The 15996-nt window shown below is 64.5% G+C and carries 15 protein-coding genes; 8 read left to right on the forward strand and 7 right to left on the reverse strand.

Annotated features, from left to right (window positions below; translation table 11 throughout):
• The first annotated feature begins 64 nt into the window (after positions 1-64).
• Positions 65-538, forward strand: coding sequence for a VOC family protein (locus ACSBOB_RS16160; RefSeq protein ID WP_442583749.1), 474 nt, complete (start codon positions 65-67; stop codon positions 536-538).
• An 88-nt stretch (positions 539-626) separates the two neighbouring features.
• Here the strand turns inward: ACSBOB_RS16160 and ACSBOB_RS16165 are convergent, their stop codons facing one another.
• Entirely contained in the window at positions 627-1448 is an 822-nt protein-coding gene (locus ACSBOB_RS16165) for a TSUP family transporter (RefSeq protein ID WP_442583398.1), read from the reverse strand.
• A gap of 121 nt (positions 1449-1569) precedes the next feature.
• On the opposite strand from ACSBOB_RS16165, the gene ACSBOB_RS16170 reads away from it, so the two are divergent.
• Entirely contained in the window at positions 1570-2001 is a 432-nt protein-coding gene (locus ACSBOB_RS16170; RefSeq protein WP_442583399.1) for a TerB family tellurite resistance protein, read from the forward strand.
• A gap of 45 nt (positions 2002-2046) precedes the next feature.
• Entirely contained in the window at positions 2047-2526 is a 480-nt protein-coding gene (locus ACSBOB_RS16175) for an NUDIX domain-containing protein (RefSeq protein WP_442583400.1), read from the forward strand.
• A gap of 16 nt (positions 2527-2542) precedes the next feature.
• On the opposite strand, the gene ACSBOB_RS16180 is transcribed toward ACSBOB_RS16175, so the two are convergent.
• The 4 genes from ACSBOB_RS16180 to ACSBOB_RS16195 all read right to left on the reverse strand — a co-directional run bounded on the left by ACSBOB_RS16180 (position 2543) and on the right by ACSBOB_RS16195 (position 8057).
• Entirely contained in the window at positions 2543-4336 is a 1794-nt protein-coding gene (locus tag ACSBOB_RS16180) for an ABC transporter ATP-binding protein (RefSeq protein ID WP_442583401.1), read from the reverse strand.
• On the reverse strand, positions 4333-5205 hold the full coding sequence (locus tag ACSBOB_RS16185) for an ABC transporter permease (RefSeq protein WP_442583402.1): 873 nt from the start codon (positions 5203-5205) through the stop codon (positions 4333-4335). Before ACSBOB_RS16185 ends, ACSBOB_RS16180 begins: the two co-directional genes overlap by 4 nt.
• A 250-nt stretch (positions 5206-5455) precedes the next feature.
• Positions 5456-6400 (reverse strand): ABC transporter permease, encoded by a 945-nt coding sequence (locus ACSBOB_RS16190; RefSeq protein ID WP_442583403.1) that lies wholly within the window; start codon positions 6398-6400, stop codon positions 5456-5458.
• 175 nt (positions 6401-6575) lie between these two features.
• Positions 6576-8057, reverse strand: a complete 1482-nt coding sequence (locus tag ACSBOB_RS16195) for an ABC transporter substrate-binding protein (protein ID WP_442583404.1) — start codon at positions 8055-8057, stop codon at positions 6576-6578.
• A gap of 213 nt (positions 8058-8270) precedes the next feature.
• Between ACSBOB_RS16195 and ACSBOB_RS16200 the strand changes: the two genes are divergently transcribed.
• Entirely contained in the window at positions 8271-8780 is a 510-nt protein-coding gene (locus tag ACSBOB_RS16200; RefSeq protein WP_442583405.1) for an OsmC family protein, read from the forward strand.
• Here ACSBOB_RS16200 and ACSBOB_RS16205 read toward each other — a convergent pair.
• On the reverse strand, positions 8777-10054 hold the full coding sequence (locus ACSBOB_RS16205) for an acetylornithine deacetylase/succinyl-diaminopimelate desuccinylase family protein (RefSeq protein WP_442583406.1): 1278 nt from the start codon (positions 10052-10054) through the stop codon (positions 8777-8779). The two genes, ACSBOB_RS16200 and ACSBOB_RS16205, sit on opposite strands and share 4 nt — an antisense overlap.
• A 199-nt stretch (positions 10055-10253) precedes the next feature.
• On the opposite strand from ACSBOB_RS16205, the gene ACSBOB_RS16210 reads away from it, so the two are divergent.
• From ACSBOB_RS16210 to ACSBOB_RS16225, 4 genes are all read left to right on the forward strand, one after another.
• Positions 10254-10685 (forward strand): L,D-transpeptidase, encoded by a 432-nt coding sequence (locus tag ACSBOB_RS16210; protein ID WP_442583407.1) that lies wholly within the window; start codon positions 10254-10256, stop codon positions 10683-10685.
• A gap of 205 nt (positions 10686-10890) precedes the next feature.
• Positions 10891-13740 (forward strand): molybdopterin oxidoreductase family protein, encoded by a 2850-nt coding sequence (locus ACSBOB_RS16215; protein ID WP_442583408.1) that lies wholly within the window; start codon positions 10891-10893, stop codon positions 13738-13740.
• A 163-nt stretch (positions 13741-13903) separates the two neighbouring features.
• Positions 13904-14668 carry a 4Fe-4S dicluster domain-containing protein gene (locus ACSBOB_RS16220; RefSeq protein ID WP_442583409.1) on the forward strand — a complete coding sequence of 255 codons (765 nt, stop codon included), beginning with the start codon at positions 13904-13906 and terminating at the stop codon, positions 14666-14668.
• A 107-nt stretch (positions 14669-14775) separates the two neighbouring features.
• Positions 14776-15699 (forward strand): dimethyl sulfoxide reductase anchor subunit family protein, encoded by a 924-nt coding sequence (locus ACSBOB_RS16225; protein WP_442583410.1) that lies wholly within the window; start codon positions 14776-14778, stop codon positions 15697-15699.
• 3 nt (positions 15700-15702) lie between these two features.
• Here the strand turns inward: ACSBOB_RS16225 and ACSBOB_RS16230 are convergent, their stop codons facing one another.
• Positions 15703-15891, reverse strand: coding sequence for a hypothetical protein (locus ACSBOB_RS16230; RefSeq protein ID WP_442583411.1), 189 nt, complete (start codon positions 15889-15891; stop codon positions 15703-15705).
• Positions 15892-15996 lie beyond the last annotated feature (105 nt).

A 15996-nucleotide genomic window follows, 5' to 3' on the forward strand; every position in this document is an offset into this window, starting at 1 on the left:
AGTATTCTCGAATACGTGAAACCGGGCGGGAACTGTTTTAAAAGCGAAAGGACAAGTTATGGCAATCGCCAAGAACACGATCTGCGTATGGTACGACAAGGACGCCGAGGCCGCGGCCCGCTTCTATGCAGAGGTTTTTCCGGACAGTTTTGTGAGCGCCGTCCACCGCGCCCCCGGCGACTATCCGTCCGGCAAGGAGGGCGACGTGTTGACGGTCGATTTCACCGTCGCCGGCATCCCTTGCCTCGGCCTCAATGGCGGCCCCATGTTCAAGCACACCGAAGCCTTCTCCTTCCAGATCGCCACCGACGACCAGCAGGAGACCGACCGCTACTGGAACGCGATCGTCGGCAATGGCGGCCAGGAAAGCGCCTGCGGCTGGTGCAAGGACAAATGGGGCATTTCCTGGCAGATCACGCCACGCGTGCTGACGGAGGCGATGGTGGCCGGCGGCGGCGAAGCCAAGCGCGCGTTCGCAGCGATGATGGACATGCGCAAGATCGATGTCGCGGCCATCGAGGCGGCGCGGCGCGGCTGACGCTTCCACGTCAATGTATGGCCCGACTTCGAGTGGCAGTGTCGCGGCCGGCTTCAAAGGTGGCCGCGCCTTTGCACTCGGGCGTCGGTCAAAAACCGAGCATCGTCCGAAGCGGATGTGTGGGGTCGGCGAGCAGGCGGACCGCCAGCGCCACGCAGGTGACGACCAGCAGCGGCTTGATCAGCCGCGCGCCGTTGCGGATGGCGAGCCCGGCGCCGAGCCGGGCGCCGAATATCTGCATCACGGCCATCATCAACCCGATCTTCCAGTCGACCACGCCGACCGAGGCGAACACAGCGAAACCGCCGACATTCGAGCCGAAATTGAGCAGCTTCGTGTGGGCGGTCGCCTTCAGCACGCCGTAGCCGGCGAGCGTCACGAAGGCCAGCATGTAGAACGAGCCGGCGCCCGGCCCGAAGACGCCGTCATAGAAGCCGATCGCCGGCACGACGGCCAGCCCGAAGACGAACGGGCGCAGCCGCTCGGCGCGATCGACATCGTCCATGTTCGGTTTCAGCGCGAAATACAGCGCGATGGCGACCAGCACGAAGGGGATGACGATGCGCAGCAGGTCTCCCGGCAGCACGCTGGCAAGCAGCGCCCCCGCCGCTCCCCCGGCGAATGCGAGCAGCGCCATCGGCGCCTGCTTGCGAAGGTTCACCTGACCTTTCGAAGCGTAGGTCAAGGTGGCGGCACCGGTGCCGAACAGGCCCTGCAACTTGTTGGTGCCGAGCGCTTCCACCGGCGAGAAGCCGGCGAGCAGCAGGGCGGGAACGGCGATCAGCCCGCCGCCGCCGGCGATCGAGTCGATGAAGCCGGCCGCGAAGGCGGCAAAGGCAAGCAGCAGGACGATTTCGGTCGGAAGGTCGAACACGTGCGGGCAGGGCCTTGAGTTGCGGCGTTCGACCATATGGCGGCAGTTTGCGCAAGGCGGATTTCGCGCTACGAAGAGGCTGGAGAGACAGTCGCGGGCGGCGCGGTCCTTTTTGCAAGGTCGATCGCCGGCTGCAAGCACAGCCAGGGGAATTCGCATGCCGCAGGGACTTCTGTCACGGTTCAGGACCATGTTCGAGGGCGATCCCGGCGTTCGCAAGGTGGCGGACGACCCGGTGCTGTCGGCCGAACTGCTGCTTCTGTTCCGCATGATCCTGGCGGACGGGGTGGTCAGCGAGAGCGAACTGGAAACCTTCCGCCACATCTGCCGCGATGCTTTCGGCATCGGCGAGGACAGCATCGACGGCGTCGTCGAGTTCCTCAACGATTTCGGCTACGAGACCAGCGGCGCGCAGGCGCTGTCGCTGTTCCAGGAACTCGACCTCGACCGCCGCAAGCTGCTGGCGCGCCACCTGGCCGACATCGCCAAGGCGGATTCGCGGCTGGCGGAAAAGGAAGTGCGGCTCTTGCGCCGCACACTTGAGGTACTGGGCCTGAGCCCGGTCGATGTGGTGCGCCCGCTGGGGTGAGGCAGCGCCGTCGACGACGATCCGTGGGCGCTGAGTGGCCTTTGAATGAGCTTTGCCGACAGCTATCTGGGACGATTGCGGGAATTGATCGGGGATCGGCTGGTGCTGATGCCGGGCGCGCGCATCGTCATCGAATGCGCGGATGGCCGCATCCTGCTGCAGAAACGGAGCGATTTCGGTCTGTGGGGTCTGCCAGGCGGCAATACAGAGGAAGGCGAGGGCCTGGGGGCGGTGGTGATCCGGGAGGTAGCCGAGGAAACCGGGCTAACCGTCAGGAACGTCGAGCCGTTCGGCTTCGGTTGCGATCCGCAATACGAAACGTTCGTGTTTCCGAATGGCGACCAGGCGCAGTTCGTCGCGCTGATTTTCTACACGCGCTCCTTTGACGGCGAGGCTGCCGTCGCCGACGATGAGAGTAGTGCCGTTGGCTGGTTCGCCGTCGATGGCTTGCCCGAAATGCTGCCCAACATGATGCGCAGCATCGAGGCTTTCTCCGGTTCAAAACGACCGGAAAATTCCAGATGATCTGAGGGCTTGTCGCTCAGCCTTGCTCGCGCAGTTTTCGCGAGATCGCCCGGCGCAGGTCGGGCGCGGCGTCTACCAGGGCTTTCGCCGCATCGGATTGTGGGTTGTCGAGCACGTCGGCGGTCGCGCCGCGCTCGACGATCCTTCCCTCGTGCATGACCAGCACCTCGTCGGTGATGGCGCGCGCCACCGTCAGATCGTGGGTGATGAACAGATAGGCGATGCCGAGCGTCCGGTTGAGTTCGGAGAACAGGTCCAGGATCTGGGCGCGGATCGACACGTCAAGCGCCGAGACGGCCTCGTCGGCCACCACCAGTTTTGGCCGCGTGATGATGGCGCGGGCTATCGACAAGCGCTGGCGCTGGCCACCGGAGAATTCATGCGGATATTTCTGCATGTCGTGCGGCTTCAGCCCGACCTGGTGCAGCGCATGGGCCACCAGTTCCCGCCGCTTCAGTGCGTCCGGCGCCGGCTCCAGCAGCGACAGCGGCTCGGCGACGAGGCGCTCGACCCTGTGGCGCGGATCGAACGAGCCGTAGGGATCCTGGAAAACCACCTGCATGTTGCGCCGCGCTGGCCTGAGCTCGGCCTCGCTGCGGTTGGTGATGTCCTCGCCCATGAAGCGGATTGTTCCGGAGGTCGCCTTGTCGAGCGCCAGCACCAGCCGGGCCAGCGTCGATTTTCCGCAGCCCGAGCGGCCGACCAAAGCCACCGAACGGCTCGGCGCGAGGCTGAACGACACGTCGTCGACGGCGCGGAAAGTCGTAGTCTTGGCGAAAAGGAAAGGGCGGCCGGCGGGGTAGTCGCGGGTCAGCGAGGTGACTTCGAGGAGGGGGGCAAGACCCTCCCCCTTGGGGGGGGCCGGCGGACCGGCGAGACCTGTGGCTCGCCCTGGCATGTCGGCGAGCGGTCGTAGCGAAGCGGAGGCCGCGAACCGGGGTTGGGGTGCTGACGATTGGATACCCCCACCCCGGCTCACCGGCTTAGCTTCGCTCAGCCGCATCGCCGACCCTCCCCCCAGGGGGGAGGGTGAACGTCCCTCCGGCACATGCATCGAGGCCAGCGCCAGTTGCCGCGTATAAGGATGCTGCTGTGCCGATAGCGTGCGCGCCGTCTCGCCGGTCTCCAGAATCTCGCCGCCGCGCATGATGGCGATGCGGTCGGACATCTCCGTGACAACGGCGAGGTCGTGCGAGATGAGCAGCAGGCCCATACCGTTCTCGGCAACCAGTTCACGCAGCAGTTCGAGAATCTGCGCCTGCAATACGACGTCGAGCGCCGTCGTCGGTTCGTCGGCGATCAGCAGCTTCGGCTTGAGCCCGCAGGCGATGGCGATGACGACACGCTGCCGCTGGCCGCCCGAAAGCTGGTGCGGATAACGCGACAGCGGAAATTTCTCGCGCGGCAGGCCGACGCGGTCGAGCATCTTTTCCGCGCGCTGTTCCGCCTCGGCGCGGCCGACACCAGCATGCCAGCGGATGCCCTCCGCAACCTGCTCGCCGATGGTCTTGACGGGATTGAGCGCCGTCATCGGTTCCTGGAACACCATGCCGATATCGTTGCCGCGCAGGCGGCACATGGCGTCTTCGCCGGCGCCCAGGATATCATTTCTGTTGAGCTTTATGCTGCCTTTCGCTCGCGCGCCTTGCGGCAGCAACTGCATGATTGCAAGCGCCGTCATCGACTTGCCGGAGCCGGACTCGCCAACGAGACCCAAAACCTCGCCGGGCTCGATCCCAAGGTCCACGTCCTTCAGGATTTCCGTGTCGCCGATCGCGAGCGACAGGTTCTCGATGGCCAGCAGGCTCATCGCCGCCGCCTCAGTTTCGGATCGAGCGCATCGCTGACGCCGTCGCCGAGCAGGTTCAGTCCGAGCACGGTGACGATGATGGCGAGGCCTGGGAACAGCGCCAGCGACGGCATTACCATCATTCGGGTCTGCGCGTCGAACAGCATGCGGCCCCAACTCGGCATCGGCGGCTGCGCCCCGAGCCCGACATAGGACAGGCCGGCCTCGGCCAGAATGCCCAGCGCGAACTGGATCGTTCCCTGCACCAAGAGCATCGTCGCGATGTTGGGCAAGATGTGATCGAGCGTGATGCGCGCCTTGCCCTTGCCCGCTGCGCGCGCCGCGAGAATGAATTCGCGCGGCCAGATGGCGAGCGACCCTGCGCGGGCGACGCGTGCGAAAACCGGGATGTTGAAGATGCCGATGGCGATGATGGCATTGACCGCGCCCGGCCCGAACACCGCCGTGATCATCACCGCCGACAGCAGTGCCGGGAAGGCGAAGACGAGGTCGTTGAAGCGCATCACTACTTCGTCGAGCCAGCCGCCGCGCGCCGCCGCGAGGCAGCCGAGCGGCAAGCCGAAGCCCATGCCGATGCCAACCGCCACCAGGGCGACCGCGATGGAGTTGCGCGAGCCGAGCATGATCATCGACAGCACGTCGCGGCCGAACTGGTCGGTGCCGAACCAGTGAACGGCTGAAGGCGGCAGCATGCGGTCGGCGACGATCAGCTTGGTTACGTCGTAGGGCGTCCAGAAAAACGAGACGACCGCCATCAGTGCGATAAGCGCACTGATGACGAAGCCGATGACGAAGGAGCGGCTGGCGAAAGCGCGGGTGAGGAAGGCGGAGATGCCGTCTCGGGGTGTCGTGGTGGAGAGGTCGGTCATGAGCGGCTCTCCGCCGCTCGGCACTCCTTCGCACCCCCCTCTGTCCTGTCGGACATCTCCCCCGCAAGGGGGGAGATTGGCTGTTGCCATCGCTTTCGCCAATCGTAAGCATTGCGAGATAAGCGCCGTGCAAGGCGGCCAGCAAATCCCCTCGCTTGCGGGGGAGATGTCCGGCAGGACAGAGAGGGGTGCGAAGGAACGAAGACCGCTCTGTCTAGACTTGCGTCGACCTTGCCGCTGCGCGCGCCCATCACCGCGCCCTCAGCCGTGGATCGACCAGCGCATAGGACAGGTCGACCAGCAGGTTGACCGCGATCACAGTGGCGACCAGCAGCATCACCACGCCCTCGACGACGATCAGGTCGCGCTGGGTGATGGCCTGGAACACCAGCCGGCCGAGGCCGGGGAGATAAAAGACGTTCTCGATGATGATGGTCCCGGCGAGCAGGAAGGAGAACTGCAGGCCGACGATGGTCAGCACCGGGATCAGCGCGTTGCGCAGCGCATGCCGCCACAGCACCACGCCGAACGGCAGGCCTTTTGCCCGCGCGGTGCGGATATAGTCCTCCCCAAGCACCTCGATCAGTGCCGACCGGGTGACGCGCGCAAGGATCGCCGCCTGCGGCAGCGCCAGCGCGATGGCCGGCAGGAACAGCGCCTTCAGCGCCGGCCAGATGCCGGCGCTCCAGCCGGGAAAACCGCCGGCCGGCACCAGCCTCAACCAGACGGCGAAGATGTAGATCAAAAGCAGCGCGAACCAGAAGTTCGGGATGGCCACGCCCACCTGCGCCACGCCCATCGACAGTGCATCGCCGGCGCGGCCGCGCCGCTCGGCCGCGAAGGCGCCGACCGGAATGGCGATGGCCACCGACAGGAACAGCGAGATCAGCGCCAGCGGCAGCGAGACCGCGACCCGCTCGGCGACGAGGTCGATGACGGGCACGGAATAGGTGTAGGAGCGGCCGAGATCGAGCGTTGCCAGGCCGCCGATCCAGTTGAGATAGCGGACGGGAAGCGAATGGTTCAGCCCCATCTGGTCGCGCAGCGCCTCGACCGCATCGGGTGTCGCATTGATGCCGAGCATCAGCCGCGCCGGATCGCCGGGCAGCACTTCCAGCACGGCGAATACGACCAGCGAGGCGACGAGCAGGGTGGCAAGCGCGATGAGAATGCGCTGGGTGAGGTAGGCGGTCATGGCGTCTTACCCTCCCCCTTGTGGGGAGGGTCGGCGCGTAGCGCCGGGGTGGGGGTTATTGAGCTCAAAACTCGAGCAGGAGGGTTTTCCAAATGCACCCCCACCCCGCGTCGCGAGCCCGCTCGTGCCGAGCGGGCTGCTCCGCGACCCTCCCCACAAGGGGGAGGGTGCGACATCAATCCACCCACTTGACCTTCGTCAGGTCGTTGGCCTGGATCGGCGAGTTCTCCCACAGCCCCTCGACCTTGGCATCCCAGATGCCGATCTTCGGCAATTCGAACAGGAAGCCGTTTACCGCGTCGTCGGCCAGGATCTTCTGCGCCTGCTGGTAGAGCGCGGTGCGCTTGGCGTCGTCGGAGGTGAGGTTGAGTTCCGCGATCACCTTGTCGAAAGCCGGGTTGTCGTAGTTGAAGTAATAGTCCTTGCGTGCGTAGATATCGATGTCGTTGGGCTCGGTGTGAGAAACGATCGACAGGTCGTAGTTCTTGTCGGTGAACACCTGGCTCAGCCAGTCGGCCCATTCGACCGGGATGATCTCCAGATTGATCCCGATTTCCCGCAATTGCGAAGCGATGATCTGGCCGCCGTCGCGGGCATAGGTCACCGGCGGCAGCTTCAGCGTGGCGGAAAAGCCGTTCTCCAGACCCGCTTCCTTCAGCAACGCCTTCGCCTTGGCGATGTCGTGCGGATAGGTGCCGGTCAGGTCGATGTAAGCCTCGTTTGCAGGCGAGAAATGCGAGCCGATCGGCGTGCCGAGGCCCGACGAGGCGCCATCGATGATCGCCTTGCGGTCGATGGCGTGAGCGATGGCCTGGCGCACCTTCAACTGGTCGAAGGGCGGCTTCTTGTTGTTGGTGGCGAGGATGGTCTCGCCCTCGGTCGCGCCGATCACCACCTTGAAGCGGGGATCAGCCTGCACCTGAGGAAGCGCGTCACCGACATTCATGTTCGGGAAGGCCTGCACGTCGCCGGAAAGCAGCGCGGGGATGGCGGCGGCGGCATCCGGCACGATGCGGAACTCGGCGCGTTCGAGCAGGGCCGGCGTTCCCCAATAGTCGGGGTTCTTGACGATGGTGATTGCCGAACCTTTTGCCCAGTTGTCGAACTTGAACGGCCCGGTGCCGACCGGCTTTTCCTTGTTGGTGGCCGCACTCTCCGGCGCGACGATCACCGCGTCGCCCCAGCCCATATTGTAGAGGAACGCGCCCTGCGGCGTCTTGAGCGTCACGTTCACCGTCGCCGGATCGACGATTTCGACCGCCTCGATCGCCGCGAACAGGCCCTTTTGCGCATTGGTCGAATCGGCGGCGCGGGCGCGGTCGAGCGAGAATTTGACGTCCTCGGCGCCGAAGTCGGAGCCGTCATGGAATTTCACGCCGGTGTGCAGCTTGAAGGTATAGGTCTTGCCGTCTTCCGACACCGTCCAGCTTTCGGCCAGCGCCGGCAGCACCTCGCCGGAAGCGCCGATGCGGGTCAGGCCCTCGAAAACGTTGGCGTAGAGCACCTCGTCGATCGCCGCCGCGGCGCCCGCGGTCGGGTCGAGATGCGGCGGCTCCAGCGGCATGCCGAGCACGAGATCGGTGCGGGCCGCGAAAGCAGCACTTGCGCTCAGAACCGCCAGCGTCGCGGCGGCGGCAAATGTCTTCCACGGTTTCATCGGCAAGCTCCCTTTGTCGGATGATGTGGCGGATAGAAGCCTGATTTCAGGCCGGAGTAAATCGGCATTCGATTTGCGGGGGCCGCCACGGGCGGAACGGGATTCCAATTTGCAGGTCCAGGCAGTTATCCGATTGCGCCATGACAAGATCATGCGGCGGCGATTTCGATGATCTATAGGTGCGGCGGGAAGAATGTCACGAAGGAGCCGCCCATGGATGCCGCAACGCTCAAGGCGCAGCAGGCGCCGCTGAAGAACGCCTATCGCGAGACGCCGGAGGCAGCGCTGATCACGTTGCGCGCCAAAGGCTCCATCGATGACCAGTCGATCGCCTGCAAGGTCGAGACCGGGCGCGCCATCGCTGTCGCCGGCCTGCATCCGGCAACCGGCGGCAGCGGGCTGGAGCTTTGCTCCGGCGACATGCTGCTTGAGGCGCTCGTCGCCTGCGCCGGCGTTACCTTGAAAGCCGTGGCGACGGCACTGGAATTCAGGCTTTCCGGCGCGACCGTGACTGCCGAGGGCGACCTCGATTTCCGTGGCACGCTGGGCGTCGCCAAGGACGCGCCGGTGGGTTTCCGGGCAATCCGGCTCGCCTTCGACCTCGACACTGACGAGCCGCAGGAGCGCATCGATTCGCTGCTCAAGCTCACCGAGCGCTATTGCGTGGTGTTCCAGACGATCAACCAGCGGCCGGAACTGTCCATGACGGCTAGGCGCGGCTAGCCAGCTTTACCTCGCAGCAACAGGTCGAGCCCGATCGCCATGACCTGCGCCGACTGGACCATGTCGTCGATGCCGACCCACTCGTCCGGCCGGTGCGCCAGGTCGAGGATGCCGGGGCCATAGGCGACACAGTCGAAAATGTGGCCGAGGCGGGCGATGTGCTTCTGGTCGTAGGTGCCGGGCGAGATCACATAGTCGGGCTCGCGGTCGAAGATGGCGCGGATGCCTTGCGCCAGAGCGGCCGGCACCGGTGCGTCGTGGTTCGTCATGATCGGCAGCACTTCCATGATGTCCTGGATCGCATAGTCGAATTTCGGCCGGTCGCGTTTGAGCCGCTCCAGGATCGACACCACCTCGTGCTTCACGTCATGAAGATCCTCTTCCAGCAGGAAGCGGCGGTCGATGGTGAGCTTGCAGGAGTCGGGTACGTTGGGGGAGGGCAGGCCGGGCTTGAAGTCGTCTGTCTGGCCGCCGTGGACCGAGTTCAGGTTGAGCGTCGACCGCCGCGCGCCCTCTGGAACCACCGGCATCTTCGTGCGCTTGCTGTCGAGCAGCGGGAACAACTCGGCCTCGAAGGCGTCGAGCACGGCGCCCATGTGGCGCACCGCGCAGTCGCCGAGGAACGGCATCGAGCCGTGGGCGATCTCGCCCCTGGTCTCGATTTCCGCCCACCACACGCCGCGATGGCCGAGGCAGATGCGGTCCTTGTTGAGTGGCTCCGGGATGATGACGTGGTCGACGCGCGGTTTTGAGAAATAGCCCTTCGACGCCAGGTAGGCGACGCCGCCGAACCCGCCCGATTCTTCGTCGACCGTGCCGGAAATCTCGATGGCGCCGGGAAAATCCGGATGTTCGGCGATATAGGCTTCCACCGCGACGATCGCCGCCGCCAGGCCGCCCTTCATGTCGCAGGCGCCGCGCCCGTAGACGCGACCGCCGCGCACGACGCCCTCGAACGGGTCGACCGTCCAGTCATGCCCCGGTTCGACCACGTCGATATGGCCGTTGAAATGGACGCAGGGGCCGGGCGACCTGCCCTCGTAGCGGGCGACGACGTTGGTGCGCGGATAGCGGTCGTTGTCGCCCGGCGTGCCATGCCCACGCACATAGTCGACCGCGAAGCCGCGCTTTCGCAGCCGCTCGCCCAGATATTCGGCGCATGGCGTATAGGCTTCGCCGGGCGGGTTTACCGTCGGAAAACGGATCAGGTCTATGGTGAGGCCTGTGAGATCGTCGCGGCGCGCGGCCACCGCCTTGAGCAGTCTGTCCATCATGATCCGATTTCAGCAGGCGAATGGGCGGTTTGGCAAGCGGGTCGGCTGCAACTCTGGATGGGCCAGGCCAAAGCGCGGTTGCTCGCGCGGAATTGATCAAATGTGTGAATTGACATTGGCAAATTGCTCAAACTCTTCGTGCTAGGTGTGATCGGGCAATGAAAAGCGCAGTCGCGCTGAGGGTATCAGGGTGGGTTGTATGAAAAACTGGGTATTGGTTGCCGCTGCGTTGTGCGGAATGCTTTTGGGGGGCGTAAGTCAAAGTCTGGCGGCAAGCCTCGTTGCTCGCGTCGATGTCGCGAGCCAGACGATGACGGTCTCGAGATACGGCCAGGTCATCCACGTCTGGAAGGTATCCACGGCCCGCAAGGGCTATGTTACGCCGCGCGGCAGCTGGCGTCCGACACGTCTTCACAAGATGTGGTATTCGCGCAAATACGATAATTCGCCCATGCCCTATTCGGTCTTCTACTATGGCGGATACGCAGTCCATGGCACCGGAGCGGTGAAATCGCTCGGCCGGCCCGCGTCGCACGGTTGCGTGCGACTGCAGACCGCCAATGCGGCGACCTTCTATTCGCTGGTGAAAGAGATCGGCCCCGGAAACACCCGGATCATCGTCACCAACTGAACTGCGCGCGGACGCCGGCCGTCGGCGATCGTTGCAGACCAGGAATCGGCCAGGCCCATGTCGCGCTTTGCGCGACATGGGCTGTTGCCCATACAAATTTTGCTATGAATTGACGTTTTCGAGCATTTGCTTCCCCTTGCGCGACCGATAGAGATTGCCGGCAGGAGATTTCCTATGACGAGCCAGGCCGCACGAGGCGCAAAAGATGCCGGCTAAGCCACGGGTTGCGCTTTCGGAACCCGTTTCGGACGAGGTCCGCAAGACGACCTGCTATATGTGCGCCTGCCGATGCGGCATCGACGTGCATATCAAGGACGGAAAGATCCGCTACATCGAAGGCAACCGCGACCATCCGGTCAATCGCGGCGTGCTGTGCGCAAAAGGTTCGGCCGGCATCATGCAGCATTACGCGCCGGCCCGCCTCAAGGCGCCGCTGAAGCGCGTCGGCCCGCGGGGCTCCGGCGAATTCAAGGAAATCTCCTGGGACGAGGCGTTGGAAACGGCGACGCGCTGGCTCGGCGAGGTGCGCGAGCGCGATCCGAAAAAGCTCGCCTTCTTCACCGGCCGCGACCAGTCGCAGTCGCTGACCGGCTATTGGGCGCAGATGTACGGCACGCCGAACTATGCCGCGCATGGCGGCTTTTGCTCGGTCAATATGGCCGCCGCCGGCATCATGACCATCGGCGGCGCGTTCTGGGAGTTCGGCGCGCCGGACTGGGACCGGACAAAGCTCTTCGTGCTGTTCGGCGTGGCCGAAGACCACGATTCCAACCCGATCAAGATCGGCCTGTCGAAACTCAAGAAGAACGGCGCACGCTTCGTCTCGGTCAATCCGGTGCGCACCGGCTATTCGGCGATCGCCGACAACTGGATCGGCATTCGCCCCGGCACCGACGGGCTGCTGATCCTGGCGGTGATCCACGAACTGCTGAAAGCGCGAAAAATCGACGTCGACTACATCGTGCGCTACACCAATGCGACGTGGCTGGTGATCGACCGGCCGGGCACGTCCGACCACGGGCTGTTCGCGCGTGATGGTGACGGCAAGCCGCTGGTGTTCGAGAGCGTCACCGAGCGCGTGGTGCCGCTGGGCACGCAAGGCGCGCGCGCAGCCCTTTCAGGGCGCGTCGAACTGCCGGACGGACGTTTCGCAACGCCGGCGTTCCAACTGCTCGCCGAAAAATACCTCGATCCGCAATACGCGCCCGAAGCAGTTGCCGCCGAGACCGGGATCACCGCCGACGTGATACGCGGCCTGGCCGCCGAGATCGCGCGGGTCGCCTTCGACGAGGCAATCTTCCTCGACCAGCCATGGACCGACACGCATGGCAACCGCCATGACGGTTTTGTCGGCCGTCCGGTCTCGTTCCATGCCATGCGCGGCATCTCCGCCCATTCCAACGGTTTCCAGACGGCGCGTGCGCTGCATCTCCTGCAGGTGCTGATCGGCGCCATCGACTGTCCCGGCGGGTTCCGCTTCGAGCCGCCTTATCCGAAGCCGGTGGAGGCCCACCCGACGCCGCACGGCAAGGCCGAGCATTTCGGCTCCAACAAACCTCTCTCCGGTCCGCATCTCGGCTTTCCGCGCGGGCCGGAGGACATGCTGATCGACAAGGACGGCAGGCCCGCCCGCATCGACAAGGCGTTCTCCTGGGACGCGCCGTTCTCCGCGCACGGGCTGATGCACATGGTGATCGCCAACGCCCATGCCGGCGATCCGTATCCGGTCGACCTGCTGTTCCTCTATATGGCCAACATGGCCTGGAACTCGTCGATGAATACGGGCGGTGTCATCAAGATGCTGGAGGACAAGGATCCGGCCACCGGCGAATACCGCATCCCGAAAATCATCTATTCCGACGCCTATGCCTCCGAGATGGTCACCTATGCCGATCTCGTCCTGCCCGACACGACCTATCTTGAGCGCCACGACTGCATCTCCATGCTCGACCGGCCGATCTCCGAGCCGGACGCCGTGCAGGACGCCATCCGCTGGCCGGTGGTCGAGCCCGACCGCGACGTGCGCGGTTTCCAAAGCGTGCTGCTCGACCTCGGTGCGCGGCTGAAACTGCCGGCCTTCGTCGACAATCGCGGCAAGCCGATCTATGCGGACTATGCCGACTATATCGTGCGGCATGAGCGGCGGCCCGGCATCGGCCCGCTGGCGGGTTTTCGGGGCCGGGAAGGGGACCGCATGGGGCGCGGCGCCAGCAATCCAGACCAGCTCAAACGCTACATCGAGAATGGTTCTTTCTTCTCTGCCCACATCCCACTGGAGGCGCAGTTCTTCAAGCACGCCAACAAGGCCTATCAGGACTTCGCCGTGCGCATGGGGTTCTTCGACCAGCCGCAGCCGGTGACTTTTCAACTCTACCAGGAATCGCTGCAAAAGTTCCGGCTCTCGGCGGAAGGCGTTCGCGAGCCGTTGGCCCCTGAGACACACCGTGCCCGCATCCTCGAGACCTTCGATCCCCTTCCGATCTGGTATCTCCCCTTCGAGGAAGCAGTAGTCGACCGAAAAGAATTTCCTTATCACGCGATCACCCAGCGGCCGGCGGCCATGTATCATTCCTGGGGCTCGATGAACGCCTGGCTGCGCCAGATCCACACGCACAACCCGCTGTTCGTGCCGGGACCGATCTGCGACGAACATGGTCTCGCCGACGGCGACTGGGTGTGGCTCACCTCCAACCATGGTCGCATAAAGGTCGAGGTCCAGCGCATGGAAGCGGTCAACTCCTCGACGATCTGGACCTGGAACGCCATCGGCAAGCGCGGCGGCGCATGGTCGCTCGACCCGAAATCGCCGGAGGCCGAGCGCGGTTTTTTGATGAACCACCTCATCAACGAATTGCTGCCGCCCAAAGGCGACGGGCTGCGCTGGTCGAACTCCGATCCGATCACCGGCCAAGCCGCCTGGTACGATCTGCGGGTGCGCATCGAGAAGGCCGAGGCCGGTGTCGAAAGCCAGCCGCATTTTGCTTCTCTCGCAAGGCTACGGCGCGGCGAGGATATTCCGATAGAATTGCGCTATGGGCAGGAGTGGGCGAAGTGATGGCGGGATTTGCTCTCTTCTCCCCGTTTACGGGGAGAGGATGCCGGCAGGCAGGTGAGGGGCGGTGCAGTCCTCTCCGAAGTGCGAGCCTGCCCCTCATCCGGTCCTTCGGACCGTCCTACGGACCTCCCCGTAAACGGGGAGAAGGGAAGGGTCGCCGCGCATGACCAGCCTGCCCTCCGAACGCTCCGGCAAAAAACTCGGACTTGTCATCGACCTCGACGTCTGCGTCGGCTGCCATGCCTGCGTGATCTCGTGCAAGGAGTGGAACACCGGTGGCTACGGCAACGCGCTGTCGGACCAAAATCCTTACGGCCCGGGCGTTTCCGGCACCTTCCTGAACCGCATCCATTCCTTCGAGGTGGTGCCGGAGGGCGGCGAGGTGATCGGCGAGGCGGGCGAGGCGCGGATCATACATTTCCCCAAAAGCTGCCTGCACTGCGACGACGCGCCCTGCGTCACCGTCTGCCCGACCGGCGCCTCCTACAAGCGCGGCGAGGACGGCATCGTGCTGGTCGACGAATCCATGTGCATCGGCTGCGGCTTGTGCGCCTGGGCCTGCCCCTATGGCGCGCGCGAGATGGATCTGGCCGCCGGCGTCATGAAGAAATGCACGCTCTGCGTCGACCGCATCTACAACGAGACGCTGAAGGAGATCGACCGCGTGCCGTCCTGCGTGCGCACCTGTCCCGCCAACGCGCGCCACTACGGCGACCTTGCCGATCCGTCCTCGGATGTGTCGATCATGGTGGCGGAACGCGGCGGCATCGACCTCATGCCGGAACAGGGCACGCGCCCCGTCAACAAATACCTTCCGCCGCGCCAGCGAAAACCGCTTGCGGCAAGCGCCGGCACGCTGCTTGCCGAAAACACGTCTGGCGCCAGCGGATTCTTCGCCTGGCTCGACGGCATGCTGGACCGGATTTGAATGGTTGCTTATTTGTTTGCGAACCAGTTGCGTGAGAGGGGCAACGTAGAGCGCCTGCATATCCGCCTTCCACGACGGCGCTTCGTTCGATGGCGTGCGGCGTAACCATGCACCCCGCTTTCTCCATCATCGTCTTCACCACGCTGTCCGGCCTCGGCTACGGCCTTGCCGCCGTGCTCGGCCTCGGCCTCCTTGACCCCGCGGCCATAGCTACCAAACTCGCCACAATCGCCGCGCTTACGATGATCGGCGTCGGCCTTATGTCGTCGACCCTGCATCTCGGCAATCCGCAGCGGGCCTGGCGGGCCTTTTCGCAATGGCGTTCGAGTTGGCTGTCGCGGGAGGGCGTGATGGCTATTCTGACGTTCTTGCCCCTGCTCTGGTTGGCCTGGGCCATCGTGGTCGAAAGCCGGCACTCTCCGACCGCGGGCGTCCTCGGCGCGGTCGGCGCCGCTGTGACGGTCTATTGCACCGGCATGATCTATGCCTCGCTGAAATCCGTGCAGGCGTGGCACACGCCGCTCACGCCGCTCTGCTTCCTGCTGTTCGCACTGTCGGGCGGGCTGGTTTTCGGAAGTCTTGTCGCGGTTTGGGCAGGCGCGCATGCGCTCGAAATGCTGCTGGCCGCCATTGTCTCCACCATAGCCGCCTGGGCCGTGAAGACCGTCTGGCGCCGGCGCATGCTGTCGCTGAAACCGCTGTCGACGCCGGAAACCGCCACCGGTCTGGGCGGTATCGGCCGGGTGAGCCTGTTCGAACGGCCGCATATGAACGAGAATTACCTGACCCGTGAAATGGGCTTCAAGGTCGCGCGAAAACACGCGGCAAAACTGGCTCGCCTGTCATTCGTTGCCGGTTGCGCCATGACCATCCTCCTGTTGATCGTGGCCATCGCAACGCTTGCGCTGCCAGCGGTCGCCATTGTGGCAACGGCGGGCGCATGCATTTCCTGTGCTGTCGGGATTTTCGTGGAGCGCTGGCTTTTCTTTGCCGAAGCGCGCCATGCGGTCATGAACTATTACGGCGGCTGACTTCTATCCGACGATGCCGAGCTTACTCGGTCGCAGCTTCTCGACCTTTCGCACCAGCCGGCGGATCGCAGCCAGCTGGGCGTCGCGTTCCGTGAACTTCTGGGGTCCCCATGGGGTCCACAGGACTGGCGGCGGCGCCACCTTTTCGGTTCTCAGTCGCTTCATCGGTTCCACCTTGGGATCCATGCGCATCGGAAATATCCTCCGATTATGGTTACCAAGCGCTTAACGGGCTCAAGCGCATCCCAGGTTTAACGGATTATGTCGGGGGATGTTCCGACGTGATCGATCACACGG

The sequence above is a fragment of the Mesorhizobium sp. KACC 23794 genome (assembly GCF_052180275.1).
Taxonomy (GTDB): Bacteria; Pseudomonadota; Alphaproteobacteria; order Rhizobiales; family Rhizobiaceae; genus Kumtagia.